Origin of the sequence: Enterobacter sp. JMULE2, from assembly GCF_013337145.1 — a bacterium.
Lineage (GTDB): Bacteria > Pseudomonadota > Gammaproteobacteria > Enterobacterales > Enterobacteriaceae > Enterobacter > Enterobacter mori.
Window position 1 is genome coordinate 196,077 of sequence record NZ_SGWD01000012.1, and the last position, 26,136, is coordinate 222,212.

General features: G+C 55.6%; 19 protein-coding genes, 3 tRNA genes and 1 pseudogene. 15 read left to right on the forward strand and 8 right to left on the reverse strand.

From position 1 onward, the window contains the following. Positions 1-40: 40 nt before the first annotated feature. The 8 genes and pseudogenes from EXW94_RS12015 to recD all read left to right on the forward strand — a co-directional run bounded on the left by EXW94_RS12015 (position 41) and on the right by recD (position 13,514). On the forward strand, positions 41-505 hold the full coding sequence (locus EXW94_RS12015) for a prepilin peptidase-dependent protein (protein ID WP_174340187.1): 465 nt from the start codon (positions 41-43) through the stop codon (positions 503-505). Next, complete coding sequence (locus tag EXW94_RS12020; protein WP_174340188.1) at positions 496-1,056, forward strand: prepilin peptidase-dependent protein; 561 nt, start codon at positions 496-498, stop codon at positions 1,054-1,056. Before EXW94_RS12015 ends, EXW94_RS12020 begins: the two co-directional genes overlap by 10 nt. Continuing rightward, on the forward strand, positions 1,053-1,454 hold the full coding sequence (locus tag EXW94_RS12025; protein ID WP_174340189.1) for a DUF2509 family protein: 402 nt from the start codon (positions 1,053-1,055) through the stop codon (positions 1,452-1,454). The genes EXW94_RS12020 and EXW94_RS12025 overlap by 4 nt, the downstream gene beginning before the upstream one ends. After that, complete coding sequence (locus tag EXW94_RS12030; protein WP_174340190.1) at positions 1,439-1,762, forward strand: prepilin-type N-terminal cleavage/methylation domain-containing protein; 324 nt, start codon at positions 1,439-1,441, stop codon at positions 1,760-1,762. Before EXW94_RS12025 ends, EXW94_RS12030 begins: the two co-directional genes overlap by 16 nt. Positions 1,763-1,774: 12 nt before the next feature. Next, a complete protein-coding gene (recC, locus tag EXW94_RS12035) occupies positions 1,775-5,149 on the forward strand; it encodes an exodeoxyribonuclease V subunit gamma (RefSeq protein WP_174340191.1) in 3,375 nt (1,124 codons plus the stop codon). Between the two features lie 140 nt (positions 5,150-5,289). Continuing rightward, positions 5,290-8,157 (forward strand): pitrilysin, encoded by a 2,868-nt coding sequence (ptrA, locus tag EXW94_RS12040; RefSeq protein ID WP_174340192.1) that lies wholly within the window; start codon positions 5,290-5,292, stop codon positions 8,155-8,157. Then, the gene (gene recB / locus EXW94_RS12045; protein WP_174340193.1) at positions 8,154-11,696 is read left to right on the forward strand and encodes an exodeoxyribonuclease V subunit beta; all 3,543 of its coding nucleotides are present in this window, start codon (positions 8,154-8,156) and stop codon (positions 11,694-11,696) included. Before ptrA ends, recB begins: the two co-directional genes overlap by 4 nt. After that, a pseudogene (gene recD, locus EXW94_RS12050) lies at positions 11,693-13,514 on the forward strand (exodeoxyribonuclease V subunit alpha). Before recB ends, recD begins: the two are co-directional and overlap by 4 nt. Positions 13,515-13,549: 35 nt before the next feature. Here recD and argA read toward each other — a convergent pair. Further along, positions 13,550-14,881 carry an amino-acid N-acetyltransferase gene (gene argA, locus EXW94_RS12055; protein ID WP_010435120.1) on the reverse strand — a complete coding sequence of 444 codons (1,332 nt, stop codon included), beginning with the start codon at positions 14,879-14,881 and terminating at the stop codon, positions 13,550-13,552. 227 nt (positions 14,882-15,108) lie between these two features. On the opposite strand from argA, the gene amiC reads away from it, so the two are divergent. Continuing rightward, complete coding sequence (gene amiC, locus EXW94_RS12060) at positions 15,109-16,362, forward strand: N-acetylmuramoyl-L-alanine amidase AmiC (RefSeq protein WP_089601161.1); 1,254 nt, start codon at positions 15,109-15,111, stop codon at positions 16,360-16,362. An 88-nt stretch (positions 16,363-16,450) separates the two neighbouring features. On the opposite strand, the gene EXW94_RS12065 is transcribed toward amiC, so the two are convergent. The 3 genes from EXW94_RS12065 to EXW94_RS12075 all read right to left on the reverse strand — a co-directional run bounded on the left by EXW94_RS12065 (position 16,451) and on the right by EXW94_RS12075 (position 16,769). After that, positions 16,451-16,527: transfer RNA gene (locus tag EXW94_RS12065), tRNA-Met, on the reverse strand. A gap of 44 nt (positions 16,528-16,571) precedes the next feature. Then, a tRNA-Met gene (locus EXW94_RS12070) sits at positions 16,572-16,648 on the reverse strand. A 44-nt stretch (positions 16,649-16,692) separates the two neighbouring features. Continuing rightward, positions 16,693-16,769: transfer RNA gene (locus EXW94_RS12075), tRNA-Met, on the reverse strand. A gap of 208 nt (positions 16,770-16,977) precedes the next feature. On the opposite strand from EXW94_RS12075, the gene mltA reads away from it, so the two are divergent. Further along, positions 16,978-18,075, forward strand: a complete 1,098-nt coding sequence (gene mltA / locus EXW94_RS12080) for a murein transglycosylase A (RefSeq protein ID WP_108416355.1) — start codon at positions 16,978-16,980, stop codon at positions 18,073-18,075. Between the two features lie 75 nt (positions 18,076-18,150). Beyond that, positions 18,151-18,957, forward strand: coding sequence for a tRNA cyclic N6-threonylcarbamoyladenosine(37) synthase TcdA (gene tcdA, locus EXW94_RS12085; protein WP_008499651.1), 807 nt, complete (start codon positions 18,151-18,153; stop codon positions 18,955-18,957). On the opposite strand, the gene csdE is transcribed toward tcdA, so the two are convergent. Continuing rightward, positions 18,948-19,394, reverse strand: coding sequence for a cysteine desulfurase sulfur acceptor subunit CsdE (gene csdE / locus EXW94_RS12090; protein WP_174340194.1), 447 nt, complete (start codon positions 19,392-19,394; stop codon positions 18,948-18,950). The genes tcdA and csdE overlap by 10 nt on opposite strands. Next, positions 19,394-20,599, reverse strand: a complete 1,206-nt coding sequence (csdA, locus tag EXW94_RS12095) for a cysteine desulfurase CsdA (RefSeq protein ID WP_174340213.1) — start codon at positions 20,597-20,599, stop codon at positions 19,394-19,396. The genes csdE and csdA overlap by 1 nt, the downstream gene beginning before the upstream one ends. 192 nt (positions 20,600-20,791) lie before the next feature. Here csdA and EXW94_RS12100 point away from each other — a divergent pair, with 192 nt between their 5' ends. From EXW94_RS12100 to rlmM, 4 genes are all read left to right on the forward strand, one after another. Beyond that, on the forward strand, positions 20,792-21,019 hold the full coding sequence (locus tag EXW94_RS12100) for a YgdI/YgdR family lipoprotein (protein ID WP_010435104.1): 228 nt from the start codon (positions 20,792-20,794) through the stop codon (positions 21,017-21,019). A 348-nt stretch (positions 21,020-21,367) separates the two neighbouring features. Further along, positions 21,368-22,285: a glycine cleavage system transcriptional regulator GcvA gene (gene gcvA / locus EXW94_RS12105; protein ID WP_010435102.1), complete on the forward strand. Its 918-nt coding sequence runs from the start codon at positions 21,368-21,370 to the stop codon at positions 22,283-22,285. Between the two features lie 39 nt (positions 22,286-22,324). Further along, complete coding sequence (locus EXW94_RS12110; RefSeq protein WP_010435099.1) at positions 22,325-22,720, forward strand: DUF423 domain-containing protein; 396 nt, start codon at positions 22,325-22,327, stop codon at positions 22,718-22,720. Next, a complete protein-coding gene (gene rlmM / locus EXW94_RS12115) occupies positions 22,713-23,813 on the forward strand; it encodes a 23S rRNA (cytidine(2498)-2'-O)-methyltransferase RlmM (protein ID WP_010435097.1) in 1,101 nt (366 codons plus the stop codon). The genes EXW94_RS12110 and rlmM overlap by 8 nt, the downstream gene beginning before the upstream one ends. Before the next feature lie 39 nt (positions 23,814-23,852). Here rlmM and xni read toward each other — a convergent pair whose 3' ends face one another. Both xni and EXW94_RS12125 read right to left on the reverse strand, forming a co-directional pair. Beyond that, entirely contained in the window at positions 23,853-24,611 is a 759-nt protein-coding gene (xni, locus tag EXW94_RS12120; RefSeq protein ID WP_174340195.1) for a flap endonuclease Xni, read from the reverse strand. 112 nt (positions 24,612-24,723) lie between these two features. Next, positions 24,724-26,091: an L-serine ammonia-lyase gene (locus EXW94_RS12125; RefSeq protein ID WP_089601170.1), complete on the reverse strand. Its 1,368-nt coding sequence runs from the start codon at positions 26,089-26,091 to the stop codon at positions 24,724-24,726. Positions 26,092-26,136 lie beyond the last annotated feature (45 nt).

The following is a 26,136-nucleotide window of genomic DNA, read 5'->3' on the forward strand; positions in this document are numbered from 1 at the left end:
GCCCCTCGCTGCTTTTCCCGCATTTCGCCACACTCCCGGCATGAAAAAAGAGAACGGATTTACGCTTATCGAAACCCTGGTGGCCATTTCGCTGGTCGTGATCCTGAGCACAACGGGTTTATACGGCTGGGACAGTTGGCAACGACAGCAGCGGCTCTGGCAAACTGCCCTACAGATACGCGACTACCTGGTGTTTCTTCGCAACGATGCGAATCGGCACAATCGCGACCACCACATCACGCTTCAGCGAGATGAAGCTGGCGTCTGTCTGTTGAGTTCTGTCGTACAAGGTTGTGTGAAGGAGAGTGCCTTTGTGCTGATTCCACTTTGGGCTGACGTCACCATAAGTGAGTTAACACCCTCATTAGGGTTCTATGGATTAAGAGATACAGCGTGGGCAGGGCGGATACGTGTGAAAAGCCGTGCAGGAGAATGGCTGATTATTGTCTCAAATGGAGGGCGCATCAGGATGTGCAATGCCTCAGAGGGAGGGGGATGTCAATGAACCAGCACGGTTTCTCACTTACAGAGGTCTTGATTGCCACGGCTATCAGCAGCCTTTTGCTCATAAGCGCATCGCGTTTTTTACCGGGTTTACAGCGGGCTGTATTACTGCAGTCCGGTCAGCGGGAGGTGGAAGAAGAGGTCTGGCAAAGGCTTTTTGCCCTCGGCAAACAGCTGCAGAGAGCGGGATATTGCGCGGGTAACTGTCCAGGGCAAGGCCTGGTGACGGCAAGGCAGGGGAGCTGCGTCATTGTGCAGTGGGATGCAAACAGTAACGGCATCTGGGATGCCTCTGCAGCAGAAAACGACAGCACAGGGTTTCGTCTTGAGTCTGGTGCGCTAGAAACGCTGCGTGGGGCGACATCCTGTGAAGGAAAAGGATGGGAAAAGCTCACTGACCCGAACAGGCTGGTGATCCAGCACTTTAGGGTGGATAAGGTGGAACACGCCGGTTTCGCGCCTGAGCTGAATATCGAACTGGCCGCCATTCGCCAGGGTGAAAAGGGTGAGCCCTTCCAGGCTGTTTATGGCGTCACGGGGTATAACTTGTGAACCGTCAGCGCGGGATGTCTTCGCTGGCGCTGGTACTGCTTTTACTGGTGTTAGGCACGCTGATCCTCACGGGACTTAATCAGCAACTGACTACATTTAGCGCACTCGTTGGCGGCGAGAGCCGTTCACTCCAGCAGCAGGCATCTGTGCAATCAGCGCTTGAGTGGGGGCGCGTTCAGGATTGGCTGGTCTCCCCAGGGGTTCAATGCAAAAAGGTGTCGACGTGGCGAGCATGCCTGCGGCGGCTGAGCGAGTCGCGTGTTTTGCTCATTGCCGGAAACAATGACCTTTTGCTCTGGCGCGCAGGAGAGATCGTCGATGGGAAGATTCACTTTTTGCCACACGGCTGGAGTGATTTTTGCCCGCTTAAGGAGAAGGCGCTATGCCAGTTGCCGTAAACAGAGAAAAAGGATTTAGCCTGGTTGAGGTTCTGCTGGCGATGATGCTGCTGGTGATAATCGTCACGGCACTGTCGGGTTATCATCGGGCACTGGCGGCGCGATTTACCCTGTTTAACCAGTATCGTCAGCTTTGGCATCATGCCTGGAATCAGGCTCAGCTCTCAACACCCATACTCCCCGAAGGCTGGCAGGCCAGTCGGGTGCAGACAACGCACGCCAGATGTGTCAGCATCACGGTTACACTTATTTCTCCTCTGGGGCGGCGCGGCGCGATGACGCGTCTGCATTGCCCGGTTAGCCAGTAGTCGGGAGCGTCTATGTTAAGGGTCTACCACTCAAATCGTCTGGATGTGCTGGAAGCACTGATGGAATTTATCGTTGAGCGCGAGCGGCTTGACGATCCTTTTGAGCCTGAAATGGTGCTGGTGCAGAGCACCGGTATGGCGCAGTGGCTGCAAATGTCGCTTTCCCGGAAATTTGGCATAGCGGCAAACATTGATTTCCCGCTGCCCGCGAGTTTTATCTGGGAGATGTTTGTGCGCGTACTGCCCGACATCCCTGAACAGAGCGCCTTCAACAAGCAGAGCATGAGCTGGAAGCTGATGGCCCTGCTGCCCGATATGCTGTCAGGCGATGCGTTCGCCATGCTGCGCCACTACCTTGATGACGATACCGATAAGCGCAAGCTGTTCCAGCTGGCGTCGCGCACGGCCGATCTCTACGACCAGTATTTAGTGTACCGGCCTGAATGGCTGACAGCCTGGGAAGCGGGTGAACGGGTGGAGGGCTTGCCGGAGGCACAAGTCTGGCAGGCACCGTTATGGAAAGCACTGGTGGAACATACTGAGGCGCTCGGTCAACCAAAGTGGCACCGTGCAAACCTCTATCAACGGTTTATCTCGATACTCGAAAATGCGTCGGAGCGACCGGCTCGTCTGCCGTCACGCGTGTTTATCTGCGGTATTTCGGCTTTGCCGCCGGTCTATCTGGACGCGCTAAAAGCGCTGGGTAAACACATTGATATCCATATTTTGTTCACGAATCCCTGCCGCCACTACTGGGGCGATATCCAGGATGCGCGCTGGCTTTCACGGCTGGTCACGCGACAGCGTCGACGCCTCTTTGAAGACCGCTCCGTGCCCTTGTTCAAGGATAGCTCGACAGCTGCGCAGCTTTTCGATGAAGAGGGCATTCAGAACCTGCCGAATCCGTTGCTTGCCTCATGGGGCAAGCTGGGACGTGACTACATTCACATGCTCTCTGACATTACGTCATCTGGCGAGGGGGACGTGGATGCCTTTGTCGAAATCGAATCTGACAGCCTGCTGCACAACATTCAGTTAGATATTCTGGATCTGGAAAACCGGGCCGTTATGGGCGTGACGGAGGAAGAGTTCGAACGCAGCGACAGGAAACGGAAGCTGGATCCTGACGATCGCAGTATCACCCTTCACGTTTGCCATAGCCCACAGCGTGAGGTGGAAATCCTGCACGATCGCTTGCTGGCAATGCTACAGGACGATCCTGAGCTCACGCCGCGCGACATTGTGGTGATGGTGGCAGACATCGACAGCTATAGCCCCTTTATTCAGGCCGTTTTTGGCAGCGCGACGGGGGAGCGATACCTTCCTTACGCCATTTCTGACCGTCGGGCACGTCAGTCCCATCCGGCCTTGCAGGCATTTATCTCCCTGCTGTCGCTACCGGACAGCCGGTTTATCTCTGAAGATGTGCTGGCGCTGCTGGATGTCCCTGTTCTGGCTGCCCGTTTCAACATTAATGAAGAGGGGCTACGCTATCTTCGCCAGTGGGTTAACGAATCCGGCGTTCGCTGGGGGATTGATGACGACAACGTGCAGGAGTTTGAACTCCCACCAACGGGGCAGCACACTTGGCAGTTTGGCCTGACGCGAATGCTGCTCGGGTACGCAATGGAGAGCAGCCAGGGCGAATGGAATGACGTTCTGCCATACGACGAGTCCACCGGGTTAATCGCGGAGCTGGTCGGGCATTTAGCCTCGCTGCTGATGCAGCTCAACCGCTGGCGACGGGAGCTGATGCAGCCGCGCCCGCTGGACGCCTGGCTGCCGGTGTGCCGGGAAATGCTCACGGATTTCTTCCTGCCGGACAGTGAAACAGAAGCGGCGATGGCGCTCATTGAAAAGCAGTGGCAGGCCATCGTGGATGAGGGCGTGAATTCGCACTATCAGGAGGCGGTGCCATTGTCGCTTCTGCGTGATGAGTTGACCCTACGTCTCGATCAGGAGCGTATTAGCCAGCGTTTCCTGGCAGGGCCGGTCAATATTTGTACCCTGATGCCGATGCGATCCATCCCGTTCAAAGTGGTGTGTCTGCTCGGGATGAATGACGGCATTTATCCTCGGGCACTACCGCCGTTAGGCTTTGACTTGATGAGTCCAAAACCGAAGCGGGGCGACCGCAGCCGCCGTGATGACGACCGTTATCTATTCCTGGAAGCGCTTATTTCAGCGCAGAGCAAGCTGTATATCAGCTATATCGGCCGGTCGATTCAGGACAATAGTGAACGTTTCCCGTCGGTTCTTGTGCAGGAGTTGGTGGACTATATCGGGCAGAGCCACTATTTGCCGGGAGACGAAGCGCGTAATTGTGATGAGAGCGAGCAGCGGGTGAAGGCCCACATCACCTGCTGTCATAGCCGTATGCCTTTCGATCCGGTGAACTATGTCACCGATGAACACCAGAGTTATGCGCGCGAGTGGCTCCCGGCTGCGAAGAAAGAAGGGATGGCGCATACCGATTTCATTCAGGAACTGGATGAACTCCCCCTGGAAACGTTGACCTTCGAACAGCTTCAGCGTTTTTGGGCACACCCGGTGCGCGCGTTCTTCCAGCAGCGTTTGCAGGTCAACTTCCGTTCTGAAGAGAGTGAAATTCCTGATGCCGAACCCTTTATTCTGGATGGGTTGGAGCGCTACAAGCTGAACCTCCAGCTCCTGAATGCCCTGGTAGAACAGGAAGATGCTGCCACTCTATTTCGCCGCTACCGTGCCGCGGGCCAGTTGCCTTACGGTGCGTTCGGGGAGATTGTCTGGGAGGCGCAGTGTCAGGAAATGAAGGCACTTGCTGAACGCGTCATTGAGTGCAGACAACCCGGTAAAAGCATCGAAATCGACCTTGACTGTAACGGTGTCCATTTGACCGGCTGGCTGACGCAGGTTCAGCAGGACGGACTGCTGCGCTGGCGGCCCTCGATGCTCAGCGTTTCACAGGGTTTGCAACTCTGGCTCGAACATCTTGTCTACAGTGCTGGCGGCAATACGGGTGAAAGCCGAATTTTCGTGCGCAAAGAGGGCGAATGGCGTTTTCCGCCGATGGAGGCTGAGCAGGCGTTGTGTTATTTGTCGCTTTACATCGACGGTTACCGCCGGGGAATGAATAAACCTCTGCTCCTGTTGCCGGAAAGCGGTGGCGCGTGGATAAAAGCCTGTTATGACGCGCAGAATGATGCCATGTTAACGGATGATGCTTCACTGCAGAAAGCGCGGAATAAGTTTGTGCAGGCCTACGAAGGTAACATGATGGTGCGTGGCGAAGGGGAAGATGTCTGGTATCAACGTTTGTGGCGAACGCTTGAGCCAGAATACTTCGATATGATCACTGTAGAGGCACAGCGCTACCTGTTACCGTTGTTCAAATTTAATCAGTCCTGAGCGCTGTATAAAAATTGCGCAGTATGAGGTGTTCATTTATGATGCACTTCTTATCACGGACTGATGTACCCAATAAAAAGATGTTGGCGTGCCCAGCACGCAATGTATTAATGATGTAGCCGTGATAAAGAGGTAGCACCTTGTTTAAAGCGTTTGTTTTGTTTTTCGCCCTCTGGGTACCCATCACTCAGGCAGACTCCGGTTGGCAACCCGTTCAGGAAACTATTCGTAAAAGCGAAAAAGATACCCGCCAATATCAGGCTATTCGTCTTGATAACGGCATGACCGTACTGCTGGTTTCCGATCCGCAGGCGGTGAAATCCCTTTCGGCATTAGTGGTGCCGGTTGGATCGCTGGAAGATCCTGACGCTCATCCTGGGCTTGCACACTATCTGGAACATATGACCCTGATGGGGTCAAAAAAATACCCTCAGCCAGATAGCCTGTCCGAATTTCTGAAAATGCATGGCGGCAGCCATAATGCCAGCACGGCACCGTACCGCACGGCTTTTTATCTTGAAGTCGAAAATGATGCGCTGGAAGGCGCAGTCGATCGCCTTGCTGATTCCATCGCCGCCCCCTTGCTGGATAAAAAGTATGCCGATCGTGAACGCAATGCGGTGAATGCCGAGCTGACCATGGCCCGCACGCGAGACGGTATGCGCATGGCCCAGGTTAGCGCTGAAACCATCAACCCTGCGCACCCGGGTTCGCGTTTCTCCGGCGGTAACCTGGAGACGTTAAGCGACAAACCGAACAGCCCGGTGCTTGATGCCCTGCACGCGTTCCGCGATAAATACTACTCCGCCAACCTGATGAAAGCGGTCATCTACAGCAATAAACCGTTGCCAGAACTGGCAGGCATGGCGGCTAAAACGTTTGGCCGGGTGCCGAATAAAAATATCGACAGGCCGCAGATAGACGTCCCGGTGGTCACGGACGCGCAAAAAGGGATCGTTATCCACTACGTGCCGGCGCTGCCGCGCAAAGTGCTGCGTGTGGAATTCCGCATCGATAACAACACCGCACAGTTTCGCAGTAAAACCGATGAGCTCGTGACCTACCTGATAGGTAACCGTAGTCCGGGTACGCTTTCTGACTGGCTGCAAAAACATGGGCTGGTGGAAGGTATTCGCGCCGATTCCGATCCGGTTGTGAACGGCAATAGTGGCGTGCTGGCGATCTCCGCCACCCTGACCGACAAAGGGCTGGCAAATCGTGATGAAGTGGTAGCAGCGATTTTCAGCTACCTCTCTTTACTGCGCGAGAAAGGCGTCGATAAGCGCTACTTTGATGAACTCGCCCACGTGCTGGATCTCGATTTTCGTTACCCGTCCATTACCCGCGACATGGATTACGTTGAGTGGCTGGCGGACACCATGATCCGCGTGCCGGTGGAACACACTCTTGATGCGGTCAATATTGCCGACCGGTATGACGCCGAGGCGGTAAAAGCCCGCCTGGCGATGATGACGCCGGAGAATGCCCGCATCTGGTACATCAGCCCGAACGAACCGCATAACAAGACGGCGTATTTTGTCGATGCCCCCTATCAGGTGGATAAAATAAGCGCGCAGACCTACGCCGACTGGCAGAAGAAGGCTGGAGAGATTGCGTTAAAGCTGCCGGAGCTGAACCCTTATATTCCGGATGACTTCTCGCTGATCAAAACGACTAAAGATTACCCACATCCGGCGCTTATCATTGATGAGCCGACGCTGCGCGTGGTGTATACCCCCAGCCGCTATTTCGCAAGTGAGCCAAAAGCCGATGTCAGCGTGGTGCTGCGTAACCCGAAAGCGATGAATAGCGCTAAAAATCAGGTGATGTTCGCGCTCAATGACTATCTCGCCGGGATTGCGCTCGATCAGCTTAGCAACCAGGCGGCCGTGGGCGGCATCAGTTTCTCCACCAACGCCAACAACGGTTTGATGCTCAATGCAAACGGCTATACCCAGCGTTTGCCTCAGCTGTTCCAGGCACTGCTGGAAGGGTATTTCAGCTACACGCCGACGGAAGAGCAGCTTGAGCAGGCCAAATCGTGGTATGCGCAGATGATGGATTCCGCGGAGAAGGGCAAAGCCTACGATATGGCGATCATGCCTGCGCAAATGCTGTCGCAGATCCCTTACTTCCAGCGTGAAGAGCGCCGTGCGCTGTTGCCTTCGATCACCTTAAAAGACGTGCTGGCTTACCGTGACGGGCTGAAGGTCAATACGCGCCCGGAGTTCCTGATCGTGGGGAACATGAGCGAAGATCAGGCTAAAACCCTGGCGCAAAATGTCCGTACACAGCTGGGTTCAAAAGGTGACGAGTGGTGTCGCAATCAGGACGTGCTGGTTGAGAAAAAGCAAAATGTGATTTTCGAAAAAGCGGGTAGCAGCACCGATTCCGCGCTGGCCGCCGTGTTTGTTCCGACCGGGTATGATGAGTTTGCCAGTTCTGCGCAGAGTGCTGTTCTCGGACAAATCATCCAGCCATGGTTCTACAACCAGTTGCGTACTGAAGAGCAGCTTGGCTATGCGGTCTTCGCCTTTTCCATGAACGTGGGCCGCCAGTGGGGTCTTGGCTTCCTGCTGCAAAGCAGTGATAAACAGCCTGCCTACCTCTGGCAGCGCTATCAGGCTTTCTTCCCGCAGGCGGAAGCAAAACTGCGCGCCATGAAGCCAGACGAGTTTGCCCAGATCCAGCAGGCGGTCATCGCGCAGGTGATGCAGGCACCGCAAACGCTGGGTGAGGAAGCTTCTCAACTGAGCAAAGATTTTGATCGGGGTAATCTGAAGTTTGATTCGCGTGATAAAGTAGTGGCCGAAATAAAACAGCTGACGCCTCAGAAGGTTGCCGACTTCTTCCATCAGGCGGTGATTAAACCGCAGGGGATCGCCATTCTGTCTCAGGTTTCCGGTAGCCAAAATGGCAAAACGGATTACGTAAACCCGAAAGGCTGGAAAATCTGGAAGAGCGTCACTGCGCTGCAGCAATCAATGCCCTGGAGTAAGAAAGAATGACCGATACCGCTGAGTCCCTTGATCCCTTACGTTTACCTCTACAGGGTGAACGATTGATTGAAGCCTCAGCGGGAACGGGAAAAACCTACACTATCGCCGCGCTCTATCTGCGTCTGCTGTTAGGGCTTGGCGGTACTGCCGCTTTTCCGCGTCCGTTAAGCGTGGAGGAGCTGCTGGTGGTGACCTTCACCGAAGCAGCTACCGCCGAGCTGCGTGGCCGTATCCGTGCCAATATTCACGAGCTGCGCATCGCTTGCCTGCGACAGAGCACCGATAACCCGCTTTACGCCAGCCTTCTGGAAGAAATTGCCGATAAGCAGCAGGCTGCGCAGTGGCTGCTGCTGGCGGAACGGCAAATGGATGAAGCGTCCGTTTTCACCATCCACGGTTTTTGTCAGCGCATGCTGAGCCTGAATGCCTTTGAGTCCGGCATGCTGTTTGAACAGCAGCTCATTGAAGACGAGTCTGAGCTTCGCTATCAGGCCTGCGCAGATTTCTGGCGTCGCCACTGCTACCCCCTGCAGCGTGACATCGCCGAAGCGGTGCATGCGTTGTGGAAAGGCCCTGAAGAGCTTTTGCGTGCTATCGATCGCTATCTACAGGGGGAAGCGCCCGTCATCAAATCACCGCCGCCAGCGGACGAAACGCTCGCATCACGCCATGAAAAGATCGTCACGCAAATTGCGACCTTGAAGCAAAAGTGGAATGCGTCCGTCGGTGAAATTGCCTCGATCCTCGAAAACTCCGGTATTGACAGGAAAAAATTTAACCGCGGCAATCAGGGCAAATGGATCGACAAGATCAGCGCCTGGGCACAGGAAGAGACGCGAGGCTATCAGCTTCCGGATGCTCTGGAAAAGTTCTCCCAGCGTTTTTTGACCGAGCGGACGAAAGCCGATGGCATCGTGCCAGAGCATCCTCTTTTTGTTGCCATCGAGAGTCTACTGGCTGAGCCGTTAACGCTTAACGACTTAATGATTACCCGCGCCATGACGGAAATCCGTGAAGCCGTGGCGCGTGAAAAACGCCGTCGGGGTGAGCTGGGCTTTGACGATATGCTAAGCCGTCTGGACGCCGCGCTGTGCAGTGAAAATGGCGAAGCGCTCGCTGCGGCAATCCGCACGCGTTTTCCGGTGGCGATGATCGATGAGTTTCAGGATACGGACCCCCAGCAATACCGTATTTTCCGCCGTATCTGGCGTCAGCAGCCCGACACCGCGCTGCTGTTGATCGGTGACCCGAAGCAGGCGATTTACGCCTTCCGTGGCGCCGACATTTTTACCTACATGAAGGCCCGTAGCGAAGTTGCAGCCCATTACACCTTAGAGACTAACTGGCGATCCGCTCCGGGTATGGTGGAAAGCGTCAACACGCTCTTTAAGCAGATGGACGCGGCGTTTATGTTCCGTGAAATTCCTTTCCTGCCGGTCAAGTTTGCTGAAAAAAATGCCTCGTTGCGCTTTGAGTTCAATGGCGTGACTCAGCCAGCCATGAACCTTTGGCTACTCGACGGTGAAGGCTGTGGCGTTGGGGATTATCAAAGTGCGATGGCGCAGCACTGTGCCGCACAGATCCGCGACTGGCTGAGTGCCGGAGCGCGTGGCGAAGCCGTGTTATGGCGAGGGGAGCAGGCGAACCCCGTCAAGGCATCCGATATTACGGTGCTGGTGCGCAGTCGCCAGGAGGCGGCGCTGGTCCGCGATGCGCTGACCTTGCTCAACATCCCGTCCGTCTATCTCTCGAATCGCGACAGCGTCTTTGAAACTCTGGAAGCTCAGGAAATGCTATGGCTGCTGCAGGCCGTGTTGGCTCCCGAGCGTGAAAGCACGCTTCGCAGCGCCCTGGCCAGCGCAATGATGGGGTTGAATGCCCGAGATATTGACGCGCTAAACAACGACGAGGAAGCATGGGATAACGTCGTAGAAGAGTTTGCTCACTACCGGGAACGCTGGCAAAAACGCGGCGTAATGGCCATGCTGCGCGAGCTGATGGCGAAGCGTCAGATTGCGGAGAATATGCTCGCCACTGCAGGCGGTGAGCGCCGCCTGACCGATATTCTGCATATCAGCGAGCTGTTGCAGGAAGCGGGAACGCAGCTCGAAAGCGAGCATGCGCTGGTGCGCTGGCTGTCACAGCAGATTGCCGATCCGAACAGCAATTCATCCAGTCAGCAGATGCGCCTCGAAAGCGATAAGCATCTGGTGCAGATCGTCACCATTCACAAGTCGAAAGGTCTTGAGTATCCGCTGGTCTGGCTCCCGTTTATCGCCAACTACCGCGTGCAGGACCAGGCCTTTTACCACGACCGTGAATCATTTGAAGCCGTGCTCGATCTCAGTAAAGCGGAATCCAGCGTTGAGCTGGCGGAGGCTGAACGTCTGGCAGAGGATTTACGCCTGCTCTACGTGGCGCTGACCCGCTCGGTCTGGCACTGCAGTCTGGGTATTGCGCCGCTGTTTCGTCGCCGCGGTGAGAAGTCAGGAGAGACTGATTTCCATTTAAGCGCGCTGGGACGTCTTATTCAGCTCGGAGAGCCAAAAGATGCGGCAGGGCTGCGCCAGTGCATCGAGGCGCTGTGTGGTGACCATATTGCTCTGCATATTCCCTCATCGCCGGATAACAGCCGCTGGCAGATGCCGGAGCAGTCTGTTGCCGATCTGAATGCCCGGCAAATCAAGCGAACTCTCGCTGACGACTGGCGCGTAACCAGTTACTCCGGTTTACAGCAGCATGGGCAGAGCATTGCGCAGGATCTGATGCCGAAGCTGGATGTGGATGCCGCCGGAGTGGGAGACGTTCATCCTGAGCCTGCCCTGACTCCGCATCAGTTCCCACGCGGCGCGTCACCCGGCACTTTTTTACACAGCCTGTTTGAAGAACTGGATTTCACCCAGCCGGTTTCTACGGAGTGGGTGCTGAAAATGCTCCAGAGCGGCGGCTTTGACGAGAAATGGCAGCCCGTCCTCACCGACTGGGTCACTGCGATTTTACAGGCACCGCTCACGCAGCAGGGGATTTCGCTCAGCCAGTTGACCGCTAAAGACAAACAGGTGGAAATGGAGTTTTATCTCCCTATCGCCAGCCCGCTTAAAGCCGATGCGCTTGATGCGTTGATCCGTGAGTACGATCCGCTTTCCGCTGGCTGCCCGCCCTTGAACTTCCGCCAGGTTCAGGGGATGTTAAAAGGTTTTATCGACCTGGTTTTCCGCCACGAAGGGCGTTACTACCTGCTGGATTACAAATCGAACTGGCTGGGGGACAGCAGCGACGCCTACACGCAAGACGCGATGGCATCAGCCATGCAGCAGCATCGCTACGATTTGCAGTATCAGCTTTATACGCTGGCTCTGCATCGCTATCTGCGCCACCGCATTGCCGATTACCGTTATGAAGATCATTTCGGCGGCGTTATTTATCTCTTCCTGCGCGGGGTGGACGCTACGGATCCCAACTCCGGCATTTTCAGCACACGCCCGGACGCGGCATTGATAGAAAAGATGGATGAGTTGTTTGCCACAACCACGGAGGAGATGGCATGACGATGCAGGAACTATTGCTGGAAGCCGTGGAACAACGCGTGCTGCGCCCCCTTGACGTTCAGTTCGCCATGATGGTGTCGGGCGAGGAGCCGGAGGTGATGCTCGCTGCCGCTCTCCTCAGCAAAGACGCGGGAGAAGGGCACGTTTGCCTGCCGCTTTCGCGTCTGGTGCCAGATGAACAAATGCCTGCGGCATTGCAGTCCTGTTTCGTTCTGCTGGGGGAATCGGTGGACTGGCAGGCTGTATTACTCCGCTCTCCCGCCGTCAGCGGGGCCGAAACGCAAACGCCGATGATCCTGAACGGCGAGCGTTTATACCTTAACCGCCTGTGGCGCAACGAGCTGACGGTGGCGCGCTTTTTCAGCGAAACGAATGCCCCGCTTCCGTGTGATGAAGCGCAGCTTCGACAAACGCTGGATGGCCTGTTTAGCTCGGGTGAGGCCATCGACTGGCAAAAAGTGGCGGCGGGCCGTGGCCTTAACGCGGCGGATTTCGGTGATTTCTGGCGGCCCGGGCACCGGGAAAACCACCACGGTAGCAAAACTTCTCGCGGCGCTGATTCAGCTATCTGGCGAGCAGAAATGCCGTATCCGGCTGGCCGCACCTACCGGTAAAGCCGCGGCGCGACTCACGGAGTCGTTGGGTGGGGCGCTGCAAAAACTGCCGCTAACCGAGGCGCAGCTTGCACTTTTTCCCAATGAGGCCAGCACCTTACACCGTCTGCTTGGCGCACAGCCGGGCAGCCAGCGGCTGCGATATCATGCCGGCAACCCGCTGCATCTGGACGTGCTGGTGGTGGATGAAGCCTCAATGATCGACCTGACGATGATGTCGCGGCTGATTGATGCGCTGCCGCCTCACGCGCGGGTTATTTTCCTTGGCGATCGCGACCAGCTTGCCTCTGTGGAAGCCGGAGCGGTGCTGGGGGATATTTGCACCTACGCCAGTTTTGGCTATACCGCTGCGCGTGCTCAGGAGCTGGCACGCCTGACCGGCTGCGCGCTCGAGCCCGATAACTCCCCGGTAGCGGGGGCGCTGCGCGACAGCCTGTGCCTGCTGCAAAAAAGTTACCGTTTCGGCAGCGACTCCGGCATCGGCCAGTTGGCTGCTGCGGTAAACTGCGGCGATCGGCACAGCACGCGCGGGGTGTTTGACGGCACCTTTACCGACATCGAGAAAAAATCGCTGCAAAGCAGTGAAGAGTATCAGGCGATGCTGGATGACGCGCTGGAGGGATATCAGCACTTCCTGACCTGTGTACAACAGCAGAATACGCCGGAGCAGGTCATTGCTGCGTTCGGTGAATATCAGCTCCTGTGTGCGCTGAGGGAGGGGCCGTTTGGCGTCAGTGGGCTAAACGACAGGCTGGAACAGCTGCTGGCGCAGAAGCGTAAAATCAACCGTTTGCCGCATTCGCGCTGGTATGAGGGGCGACCGGTAATGATCTCCCGCAATGACAGCGCGCTGGGCTTGTTTAACGGGGATATCGGAATTGCGCTCGATCGCGGTCAGGGGCTGCGCGTCTGGTTCATGATGCCTGAGGGAAGCGTGAAGTCCGTACAGCCAAGCCGTCTGCCCGAGCATGATACGGCGTGGGCGATGACGGTACACAAATCCCAGGGCTCTGAGTTTAATCATGCGGCGCTGATCCTGCCTACGCAGCTGTCACCCGTCATCACCCGAGAGCTGATTTACACCGCCATTACCCGCGCGCGCCAGCGGCTGTCGCTCTATACCGATGAACGCGTTCTGGTACAGGCCATTGCCGCGCGAACGGAACGTCGAAGTGGCTTAAGTGCGATATTCGAGTCCCTCTAAGTAAAACGCCCTCACCGTCCAGTGAGGGCGCTGTATTATCCCAGGTCAGCCATTAGCACTTTTGAACGACGCTGATAGTTGTACATCTCTTTCTTGCTTTCCGGCAGTGAATCAATGTCGACCGGCGTAAAGCCGCGTTCCTGGAACCAGTGAATGCTGCGGGTCGTCAGAACAAACAGCTTGCTGAGCCCAATCTGCCGCGCCTGAGCTGCCACACGCTCCAGCAGCATCTCGCCGCGGGAAGAGCTGCGGTAGTCAGGATGCACGGCAACGCAGGCCATTTCGCCGATCTTCTCCTCCGGGAACGGATAGAGCGCGGCACAGGCGATGGTCAGGTTATCGCGCTGGATGATGGTGAATTTGTCGATCTCCATCTCCAGCTGCTCGCGTGAACGGCGAACCAGAATTCCCTGCTGTTCCAGCGGACGGATCAGTTCCAGAATGCCGCCAATATCGTTGATGGTCGCGCGGCGGATCTGCTCGGCGCTCTCCATCACAATCTGCGTACCAATACCGTCGCGGGAGAACAGCTCTTGCAGCAGCGCACCGTCTTCCTGATAGCTGATCAGGTGGCTACGGCGCACGCCGCTGCGGCAGGCTTTCACTGCTCCGCGCAGAAAGCGCACGGTGCCGGAGTGGTAATCTCCCGCTTCTTCGAGCGCTTCAACGCGCGCCTGCGCTTCGTTGGGAAATAGTTCAGGCACAATCATCCCTTCATCGTTTTCGACACCCTGCGAGGAACAAAACCCAATCATTTTTTCCGCTTTCAGCTTGATAGCAAGCTGGGTGGCAATCTCTTCAGACGTCAGGTTAAAACTTTCGCCCGTTACAGAAACCGCGACCGGACCCATCAGCACGATGGCACCGCTGTCCAGCTGGCGGTGAATGGCCTCTTCATCGATACGACGAATACGACCGCTGTGGCAATAATCCACGCCGTCGTCCACGCCAAGCGGCTGAGCGATGATGAAGTTGCCGCTCACGACGTTAATATGCGCGCCCTGCAGCGGCGTATTGTTCAGGCTCATCGACAGGCGGGCGGTAATGTCCAGCTGCAGCAGACCCGCAGCCTGTTTCACCAGTTCAAGCGTTTTCGCATCCGTCACGCGGGTATGTTTGTGATAAATAGGCTCATGCTGATGAGAGGCCAGGTTGGCATCGATCTGCGGGCGTGCGCCATACACAACAACCAGGCGGATGCCGAGGCTGTGCAGAAGGCCTATATCATTGACGATACTGGAAAAATTTTCATGCTCAATGGCTTCGCCGCCGAGCATGATGACGAACGTTTTCCCCCGATGGGCGTTGATATAGGGAACAGAATGGCGGAATCCCTGGACCAGTTCGGTTCTACGTTCCTTCACCATGGCACAACCCTTAATGAATGTTTATTCGTAATTTCTGTATTTTTATTCGATTATAGCCGCGTGTGCAAGCCTAAATTTTCCGCGACACACAGAAAAGAATAAGTAATCCGTGCGTTAACGTATGATTGTTTACCCTTTTATAGATGACAGTTTATGCGTCATTCGTTAAAGTTTTCGGTCAATCTGGACATTTTGTATATCAGTTCGTTTTCTTGCTCGGGAGAAGCATGTCGGGATCCAATTCAGCAATAAGCCGCCGCCGTTTGTTAAAAGGGGCCGGGGCAATGTGGTTGCTTAGCGTCAGTCAGGTCGGTCTTGCTGCCACAAGCCAGGTGGTGGCGGTGCGCGTCTGGCCGTCGTCGACCTATACGCGCGTGACGGTCGAATCCAATCGCGTGCTGAAATATAAGCAATTTGCCCTCAGCAATCCTGAACGTGTGGTCGTGGATCTCGAAGGTGTAAACCTCAATTCTGTGCTTAAGGGGATGGCGGCGCAGATCCGCGGTGACGATCCTTTTATCAAGTCAGCGCGCGTTGGCCAGTTTGATCCGCAGACGGTTCGTATGGTGTTTGAACTGAAGCAGAACGTGAAACCGCAGCTGTTTGCGCTTGCGCCGGTAGCAACGTTTAAAGAGCGTCTGGTGATGGATCTTTATCCCGCCAACGCAACGGACATCCAGGATCCGCTTCTGGCGCTTCTGGAGGATTACAACAAAGGCGATCTCGAACGTCAGGTTCCGCCCGCGCAAAGCGGCCCACAGCCGGGTAAAGCAGGGCGCGATCGTCCTATTGTGATCATGCTCGATCCCGGCCACGGCGGGGAAGACTCCGGTGCCGTCGGGAAATATCACACCCGTGAAAAAGATGTGGTGCTGCAGATCGCCCGTCGCCTGAAGGCATTGATTGATAAAGAAGGCAATATGCGCGCCTACATGACGCGTAATGAGGATGTCTTTATTCCGCTGAAAGTTCGCGTGGCGAAAGCGCAGAAGCAGCGCGCGGATCTGTTCGTCTCCATCCATGCGGATGCCTTTACCAGTCGCCAACCGAGCGGTTCATCGGTTTTTGCACTCTCGACCAAAGGGGCGACCAGTACTGCGGCAAGATACCTTGCGGATACGCAGAACGCCTCGGACTTAATTGGTGGCGTGGGCAAGAGCGGCGACCGCTACGTCGATCACACCATGTTCGATATGGTGCAATCATTAACCATCACCGACAGCCTGAAATTTGGCAAAGCGGTGCTGGGCAAGCTGGGTAATATCAATAAGCTGCATAAAAACAGCGTCGAGCAGGCTGGGTTTGCGGTACTGAAAGCGCCGGATATTCCGTCCATCCTGGTCGAAACCGCGTTTATCAGTAACGTGGAAGAGGAGCGCAAGCTGAAGACCGCTAAGTTCCAGCAGGAAGTGGCGGAGTCGATTCTGGCAGGGATACGGGCGTATTTCTCAGACGGGGCGACGCTGGCGCGACGTGGTTAGTGCTGTACGCCGGGTTATCGCCCGGCAGTTTCACAAACTGCAGATACAAAAAAACACCCTTAAGGGTGTTTATTGTTTTTAGAAGTGTTGGTTGCGGGGGCCGGATTTGAACCGACGACCTTCGGGTTATGAGCCCGACGAGCTACCAGGCTGCTCCACCCCGCGTCCGTCTTTCTACAGTCGTAGAAACTTACTTCTTCAAATTTGATTGGTTGCGGGGGCCGGATTTGAACCGACGACCTTCGGGTTATGAGCCCGACGAGCTACCAGGCTGCTCCACCCCGCGTCCGTCTTTCTACAGTCGTAGAAGATACTTCATCAAATTTTAATTGGTTGCGGGGGCCGGATTTGAACCGACGACCTTCGGGTTATGAGCCCGACGAGCTACCAGGCTGCTCCACCCCGCGTCCGTGGATGCGCACTATACTCGGATAGGTTTGTGATGCAACCCCTTTTTCACATAAATCATGATTTTGTATGCAAATTGAACGACATGGCTTGGTTTGGACTATTTTTTGCGCAAAATTTGCCAAAGGGCATGTGATTGCATTTCATTAGCCCTGGCGGTTTGTTATCTTCATCACGCGGATAAGGGCAACTTAAAGACGAGATATAATGAAAGGACGTTGGGCGAAGTATCTGATGACGGGCGCAATGGTAGCGATTCTTGCGGCCTGTTCTTCCAAACCGACCGATCGTGGTCAACAGTATAAAGACGGGAAGTTATCCCAGCCTTTCTCTTTAGTTAATCAGCCTGATGCGGTCGGCGCACCGATCAATGCCGGAGATTTCTCCGAGCAGGTCTACCAGATCCGCAATGCGTCACCGCGTCTGTATGGCTCACAGAATAATGTCTATAGCGCGGTGCAGGACTGGCTGCGTGCGGGCGGTGATACGCGCAATATGCGCCAGTTTGGTATTGATGCCTGGCAGATGGAAGGGGCGGATAATTACGGCAACGTTCAGTTCACCGGGTATTACACGCCAGTGATTCAGGCGAGACACACCCGCCAGGGCGAGTTCCAGTATCCTATCTACCGTATGCCGCCAAAACGCGGCCGCTTGCCGTCTCGTGCGGAGATCTACGCCGGTGCGCTGAGCGAAAATTACATCCTGGCCTACAGCAACTCGCTGATGGATAACTTCATCATGGATGTTCAGGGCAGCGGGTACATTGATTTCGGTGATGGTTCGCCGCTTAACTTCTTCAGCTATTCCGGTAAAAACGGTCATGCCTATCGCAGCATCGGCAAGGTGCTGATCGACCGTGGTGAAGTAAAGAAAGAAGATATGTCGATGCAGGCGATCCGCGAGTGGGGCGAAAAACACAGCGAGGCCGAAGTGCGTGAGCTGCTGGAGCAGAACCCGTCGTTCGTCTTCTTTAAACCGCAAAACTTCGCGCCGGTGAAAGGGGCGAGTGCGGTACCGTTGATTGGTCGCGCATCGGTCGCCTCGGATCGGTCGATTATTCCTGCGGGCACCACGCTGCTTGCTGAGGTTCCTCTGCTGGACAACAACGGCAAATTTAACGGCAAGTATGAGTTACGCCTGATGGTGGCGCTGGACGTCGGCGGTGCAATCAAAGGCCAGCACTTCGACATCTATCAGGGTATTGGCCCTGACGCAGGCCATCGTGCGGGCTGGTATAACCACTACGGACGCGTATGGGTGCTGAAGGCGGCACCGGGTGCCGGAAACGTATTCAGCGGCTGATTGTGGTATTCTGAGCGCAATACGGATTACTGTTCAGGGTGAGGAAAACCTCACCCTTTTTACATCTGAGGTTTTATGTCTGTGGTAATCAGCGACGCCTGGCGCCAGCGTTTTGGCGGTACGGCACGTTTATATGGTGAAAAAGCCCTCCAGCTGTTTGCGGATGCGCATGTCTGCGTCGTGGGCATTGGTGGTGTAGGGTCGTGGGCGGCAGAAGCGCTGGCGAGAACCGGTATTGGCGCAATCACGCTGATTGACATGGATGACGTTTGCGTGACCAACACCAACCGTCAAATTCACGCCCTGCGTGATAGCGTCGGCCTGGCGAAGTCTGAGGTGATGGCGGAGCGTATTCGTCTCATCAACCCCGAGTGCCGCGTGACGGTGATCGACGATTTTGTGACGGCAGATAACGTCGCGGAGTACATGAGCAAAGGCTACAGCTATGTGATTGACGCCATCGACAGCGTGCGGCCAAAAGCGGCGCTGATCGCATACTGCCGTCGCTACAAGGTGCCGCTGGTCACGACGGGCGGGGCGGGCGGTCAAATCGATCCGACGCAGATCCAGGTGGCCGATCTGGCGAAAACGATCCAGGATCCGCTGGCCGCCAAGCTTCGCGAACGCCTGAAAAGCGACTTCAACGTGGTGAAGAACAGCAAAGGCAAGCTGGGTGTTGACTGTGTGTTCTCAACTGAAGCGCTGGTTTATCCCCAGGCAGATGGGTCTGTCTGTGCGATGAAGAGTACGGCGGAAGGGCCAAAACGAATGGATTGCGCCTCCGGCTTTGGTGCGGCCACCATGGTGACCGCCTCCTTTGGCTTTGTGGCGGTCTCTCACGCCCTGAAGAAGATGATGGCGAAGGCGGAACGTCAGGCCTGAGTCTGACGCGCTGCGTCCTGTACCGCGTCGCTGAGCGCGATCAACCCCTGACCGCGCGAGGCGCTGAGCTGCGCGCGCAGCCCAAGCTCATCAAACAACGCCAGCGGCGAATGTGCCAGCAATTCTGTCGCGTTTTTCCCTTCCACTGCGGTTAACAGCACCGCCAGCAGCCCTCTGACGATACGGCCTTCGCTGTCGCCAAAGAAGTGCAGTTTCTCGCCGGAGAGGCTATACCCCAGCCAGACGCGGTTTTCACAGCCTGCAATCTCTTTCGCTTGCGCTTTGAGATCGTCTGAAAGCGCAGGGAGCTGTTTACCCAGCAGGATCAACTGACGATATTTATCTTCCCACTGTGTAAGCGGGGCGAAGGTCTGTTTTAACGTCTCTTCGGTGATCGCGGTGCCGAACGGATGCCCGGCTAAAGCAGCGCTAGTCATTAATCCACCAGTAATTCAAGGGCGCGGTCAACGGCGGCAACCAGCGCGTCAACATCGCTTTGTGTGTTATAGGGCGCGAAGGAAGCACGTAGCGTACCGCTAACGCCAAGCGCCGTTAGCAGCGGCTGGGCGCAGTGCTGTCCGGCGCGCAGGGCGATGCCATATTCCGCCAGCAGCGTGACCATATCACTGTGATGCACGCCTGCAAAATCAAAGGCGAGCAGGCTGGAATCCTGCACGCGGAACGAGCGGAAACCGGGGCGTTTTTTAAGCTCTTCTTCTGCAAGCGTAGCCAGACCCCGGCTCCAGCTTTCAGCCTGAGCCACGTCCGTTTCTTCCAGCCACTCAAGCGCTGCGCTGAAGCCAATCACGCCCGCCACGTTCGGCGTACCGGCTTCCAGACGGTAAGGCACCTCCTGGGTTTTAAAGCCGTCGAAGGTGACTTCGGCGATCATCTTTCCGCCGCCGAGCCACGGCGTCATTTGCGCCAGCAGTTCAGGCTTGCCGTACAAGGCCCCGATGCCGGTTGGCCCGTACAACTTGTGTCCTGAAAAGGCATAGAAATCAATATCCAGTGTTTGCACATCCGCCGGAAAATGCACCACGCCCTGCGCACCGTCGACCATCACCACCATATTGCTGGCATGAGCGAACGCAATGGCTTTAGCCAGATCTGGACAGCCACCGGTAACGTTAGACATCTGCCCCAGCGCCAGAATCCGGCTGCGGGGGGTGGTAAGCTCTGGTAAACGCGCCACGTCCGGCAGTAAATCGGCACCCAGCGGGAGCTTCACAATGCGCGCGCCCGTTTGCTCTGCCACCATCAGCCACGGCACCAGGTTGGCATGATGTTCAGCCTCGCTGACGATGATTTCATCGCCCGGTTGAAGCCGCGGACGTGCGTAGCACTGGGCCACCATATTGATGGCCTCGGTGGTGCCGCGCGTCCAGACAATATTTTTCCCGCTTTCGGCATTAATCAGCCGTGCGACCCGATCGCGAGCGGCCTCATAGCGCGCAGTAAGACGCTGCGCTTCAGCGTACTGGCTGCGATGCACATTGCCTGCACTCAGGCTGTAGAATTGCTGCGTTGCTTCAATGACCGCCTGAGGCCTCAGGGCCGTGGCAGCGCTATCAAGGTAAATACCGGCATCGGCCAGCGCCGGAAACTGTGCGCGAAAGTGCGCAGGACTGAAAGCGTTCATGGAATTCCTCGTGTCGATAAAGAGATCGTCGCGCAATTTCATCGGCAGGGCAAGGAGGTTGGTATCTATAAGATTTGTCTGCATATCCTGGCGACCTCGGAAAAGCAGGTTATGCTAAATAGTGTTAGGTGGATGTTTTAGCCTGTTATAAATCGAGGTTTGAATAGCATTAATTGCTAAAGGAGAATAATCATGAAAAAGACAGCCGCAATCATCTCAGCCTGTGTGTTTACTTTTGCCCTGAGCGCCTGTTCCGGTAATAACTACGTGATGCATACCAACGATGGTCGATCTATCGTTTCGGAAGGGAAACCGTCTACCGATAATGATACTGGGATGATTTCGTACAAAGATGCAAACGGGAACAAACAGCAAATCAATCGCAGTGATGTGAAAGAGATGAAAGAAATCGAGCATTAACAGCGAGATAAGCGAAAAAAAAGCACCGCAAGTTGGCGGTGCTACATTAATCACTATGGACAGACAGGGTAAATGTACAGGAAGTGAAAAATTGGTAGCGTTGCTACCGTGGTCTGAATCGCAGACCAATTGCAAACACAACAACACAACATCACAACCGTAAGCCAAAAGCCCTTCAGAACACGCATTCCAAAAAACTTTTCGTTCCGGCTCAGGAAGTGCCGCCACTATAGGTATTTGCTGGTAGTTCCTCAACGGACAAATTATAATGGCTCAGATAAAAAAAACTAATAGGTTAAACGTTGTTTCCTATATGTTAAATCTCGTTAACATCTAAGCCAGATAACCATGTCGAAGCGATTGCCACCTCTTAATGCATTACGTGTTTTTGATGCAGCAGCACGTCACCTGAGTTTCACCCGCGCAGCAGATGAGCTTTTTGTGACTCAGGCCGCAGTAAGTCATCAAATCAAGTCCCTGGAGGATTTTCTGGGGCTTAAGCTGTTCCGTCGACGCAACCGCTCCTTGCTTCTGACTGAAGAAGGCCAGAGCTATTTTCAGGATATTAAAGAGATTTTTTCCCAACTGACGGAAGCCACGCGGAAACTGCAGGCCAGAAGTGCCAAAGGCGCGCTGACGGTCAGTTTATTGCCCAGTTTTGCCATTCAGTGGCTGGTGCCAAGACTCTCAAGCTTTAACTCAGCTTATCCGGGAATCGACGTTCGAATCCAGGCCGTGGATCGTCAGGAAGACAAACTGGCTGACGATGTGGATGTCGCTATTTTTTATGGCCGCGGCAACTGGCCGGGCTTGCGTGTTGAAAAATTATACGCAGAATATCTGCTGCCTGTTTGTTCGCCGCTGCTGCTGACAGGCGACAAGGCGCTGAAAACGCCCGCTGATTTGGCGCAACATACGCTTTTGCATGATGCTTCTCGCCGTGACTGGCAAACTTATACCCGCCAATTAGGTCTTAACCATATAAATGTGCAGCAGGGACCCATTTTTAGCCACAGCGCGATGGTGTTACAGGCTGCTATTCACGGGCAGGGCGTCGCGTTGGCGAACAACGTGATGGCACAGTCCGAAATTGAGGCTGGCCGTCTGGTCTGCCCGTTTAATGATGTTCTGGTCAGCAAGAATGCGTTTTATCTGGTTTGTCATGACAGTCAGGCAGAACTGGGTAAAATAGCCGCCTTCCGACAGTGGATCCTGTCTAAAGCGGCAAACGAGCAAGAAAAATTCCGCTTCAGGTATGAACAATAACTTTTGTGTGCTGTGCACGCATCACTTTAGGACTGAAACATGACCAGCCGATTCATGCTGATTTTTGCCGCGGTGAGTGGCTTTATTTTTGTGGCACTGGGTGCTTTTGGCGCGCATGTGTTAAGCAAAACTTTAGGGGTGGTAGAGATGGGCTGGATCCAGACCGGCCTTGAATATCAGGCGTTTCACACCCTGGCAATCTTTGGGCTGGCGGTGGCAATGCAGCGCCGCATCAGCATCTGGTTTTACTGGAGTAGCGTGTTTATGGCGCTGGGTACCGTGCTGTTCAGCGGTAGCCTGTACTGCCTTGCACTCTCTCATTTGCGCCTGTGGGCGTTTGTTACTCCTGTCGGCGGCGTCAGCTTCCTGGCGGGATGGGTATTAATGTTTATCGGAGCTATCCGTCTGAAACGCAAGGGCGTTGTTCATGAATAAGGTTGTTTTATATTGTCGCCCGGGGTTTGAGAAAGAGTGCGCCGCGGAAATTACGGATAAAGCCGCGAAGCGCGAAGTCTTCGGTTTTGCTCGCGTAAAAGAGAACGCGGGTTATGTGATATTCGAATGTTATCAGCCTGAAGACGCCGACAAGCTGGCTCGTGAGCTGCCGTTTAGCTCGCTGATCTTCGCGCGTCAGATGTTTGTCGCGGGCGAGCTGCTGAAAGATCTGCCGCCGGAAGACCGCATCACGCCGATTGTCGGCATGCTGCAGGGCGTGGTGGAGAAGGGGGGCGATCTGCGCGTTGAGGTTGCCGATACCAACGAAAGCAAAGAGCTGATGAAGTTCTGCCGCAAATTTACCGTGCCGCTGCGTGCGGCGCTGCGTGACGCGGGCGTGCTGACGAACTACGAAACGCCGAAGCGTCCGGTGGTGCATATCTTCTTTATCGCCCCTGGCTGCTGCTATACCGGCTATTCCTATACCACCAACAACTCGCCCTTCTTTATGGGCATCCCGCGTTTGCGCTTCCCGTCCGATGCGCCGAGCCGTTCCACGCTCAAGCTGGAAGAGGCGTTCCACGTCTTTATCCCGGCGGATGAGTGGGATGAGCGTCTGGCAAACGGCATGTACGCCGTCGACCTTGGCGCGTGCCCGGGCGGCTGGACCTATCAACTGGTGAAACGCAATATGTGGGTTTCGTCTGTCGATAACGGCCCAATGGCGCAAAGCCTGATGGATACCGGACAGGTCACCTGGCTGCGTGAAGACGGTTTCCGCTACCGTCCAACCCGCAACAACATCTCCTGGATGGTGTGTGATATGGTTGAGAAACCGGCGAAAGTGGCTGCGCTGATGGCCTCCTGGCTGGTGAACGGCTGGTGTCGTGAGACAATCTTCAACCTTAAGCTGCCGATGAAAAAGCGCTACGAGGAAGTCTCTCAGAATCTGGCGTACATTCAGGAGCAGATGGATGAACACGGTATTAACGTGGAGATTCAGGCGCGTCAGCTGTATCACGACCGTGAAGAAGTGACGGTGCATATTCGTCGCTGGTGGGCTGCGGTCGGCGGACGTCGCGACGAGCGATAGTCCCCTCACCCTAACCCTCTCCCCACTGGGGAGAGGGAACTAGCTGCGTTCTAATCGCAACTGCTGTAAATTCCCGTCCAGCTGTAAATCCGTCTGTAGCGTTGCGATTTCCCGGCAGATAAACGCCATCTCTTTATGCGCCTCCAGCTTCTTGCGCCACTTTTCCGGTACCTCATCCAGACGGGCGTAAATCCCTTCCAGACTTTGAAAATCCGTTAGCAGCTGCGCGGCGCTTTTCGGCCCAATACCGGCAACACCCAGAACCTTAGAGCTGCTGATGCCTGCCAGCCCCCAGTAATCCGGCAGTTGCTCAGGCGAGACGCCGAACTCACCGGCAATAAACGGCGCGTCCAGCCAGCGTTTTTGAAAATAGTCGCGAATGCGGACAGTCGGCGAGAGCAGCTGACAGTAGCCTTTGTCAGTTGAAACGATAGTGGCCTGATGCCCGGCGCTCGCCACCTTTACGGCCAGAGTGGCCGCGAGATCGTCGGCTTCATTTCCGTGTGCGCCCCAGCAGGGGACGCCGCGCTGTTCAAATGCCGCGCGTATCATGGGTAACTCTGCATGAAGATCGTCCGGCATCGGCGCGCGTCCGGCTTTGTAGTCAGGCAGACGCTGGTGTCGCCAGCCCGTGTTGCGGGCTTCGTCATCAAATACCGCGACCGCGTGGGTGGGTTCACTGTGGCGGATAAGCTGTTCCAGCGCGTGCAGGCAAGTGTCCTTACAGGGCGTGCCCTGTACCGCATGGATACGGCGAATCAGGTTGAGTGCATCGACGATAAGTAAATGAACGGCCACAGATAATCTCCCTTCTATCTAATGCGTGAAGGGTAACACTGTCAGCAGCATGAAACTATGAATGGTGGGGAAAACAGGAAGAAGCCTCGCAAAACGAGGCTTCCTGAGAGGCTTAATCGCAGGTCACGATCTTCATCGCCAGGCCACCGCGTGAGGTCTCGCGGTATTTGGCGTTCATATCTTTACCCGTTTCGTACATGGTTTCGATAACTTTATCGAGACAGACGCGCGGTTCGCTGGTGCGGCGCAGCGCCATACGTGCCGCGTTCACCGCCTTCACGGAGGCAATCGCGTTACGTTCGATGCACGGTACCTGCACCTGTCCGGCGACCGGGTCGCAGGTCAGCCCCAGGTTATGCTCCATGCCGATTTCAGCCGCAATGCACACCTGCGCCGGGCTTGCACCCAGCAGTTCAGCCAGACCCGCCGCCGCCATGGAGCAGGCCACGCCGACTTCACCCTGACAGCCCACTTCCGCACCGGAAATGGAGGCGTTCATTTTATACAGTGAGCCAATTGCGCTGGTGACCAGCATATAGCGCGCCAGTGAGTTTGCGTTCACTTCGCGGATAAACTTGTCGTAGTACGCCAGCACCGCCGGAACGATACCGCACGCACCGTTGGTTGGTGCGGTAACAACGCGGCCGCCCGCGGCGTTCTCTTCGTTTACCGCCAGCGCGAACATGTTGATCCAGTCCACCACCGCCATCGGGTCAGTCGTGGTTTTGTCGGTGCTCACCAGCATACGACGCAGCGCTGCCGCACGGCGCGGCACGCGCAGTTTACCCGGCAGGACGCCTTCCGTGGTGATCCCGCGCTCGATACCGCCGCGCATCACGTCCCAGACGTTTGCAAAGTGCTGTTCCAGCTCTTCTTTGCTGTGCAGCGCCAGTTCATTTTTCATCATCAGGCCGGAAAGGGACAGGCCTGTCTCCTGGCAGTGACGCTGCAAATCCGCCGCGTTTTTGTACGGATAAGGCACGTCAACGGCGGAAGTGTTGGTTTGACCAAAGTGGTCTTCGTCGACAATAAAACCGCCGCCGATAGAGTAATACGTCTGGCTGTATACCGCTTTGTCGCCCGCCAGCGCGGTAATGCGCATGCCGTTTTCGTGCAGCGACAGGTTGTCCGCATGGAAATTCATGCAGTGGTCAACCGGGAATTCAACCTCATGCTCGCCGTTTGCCAGCAGCAGGCGACCGTGGGTGTTTACGTCCTGGATGAAGCCAGGGATCGCGTCAATATCAACGGTATCCGGCAGGTTACCCGCCAGGCCCATGATAATGGCGATATCGGTATGGTGGCCTTTACCGGTCAGGGAAAGGGAACCGTATACATCGACGACCACGCGGGTGATGTCGTGCAAGATGCCGCGTGCAATCAAGTCATCCGTGAATTGTTTACCGGCTTTCATTGGTCCGACGGTGTGAGAGCTGGAAGGACCAATACCGATTTTGAAAATATCGAATACGCTAATCATGATGCGTCCATTGCTATCAGTCAGAGGGGAGGAGTGCGCCGCCCG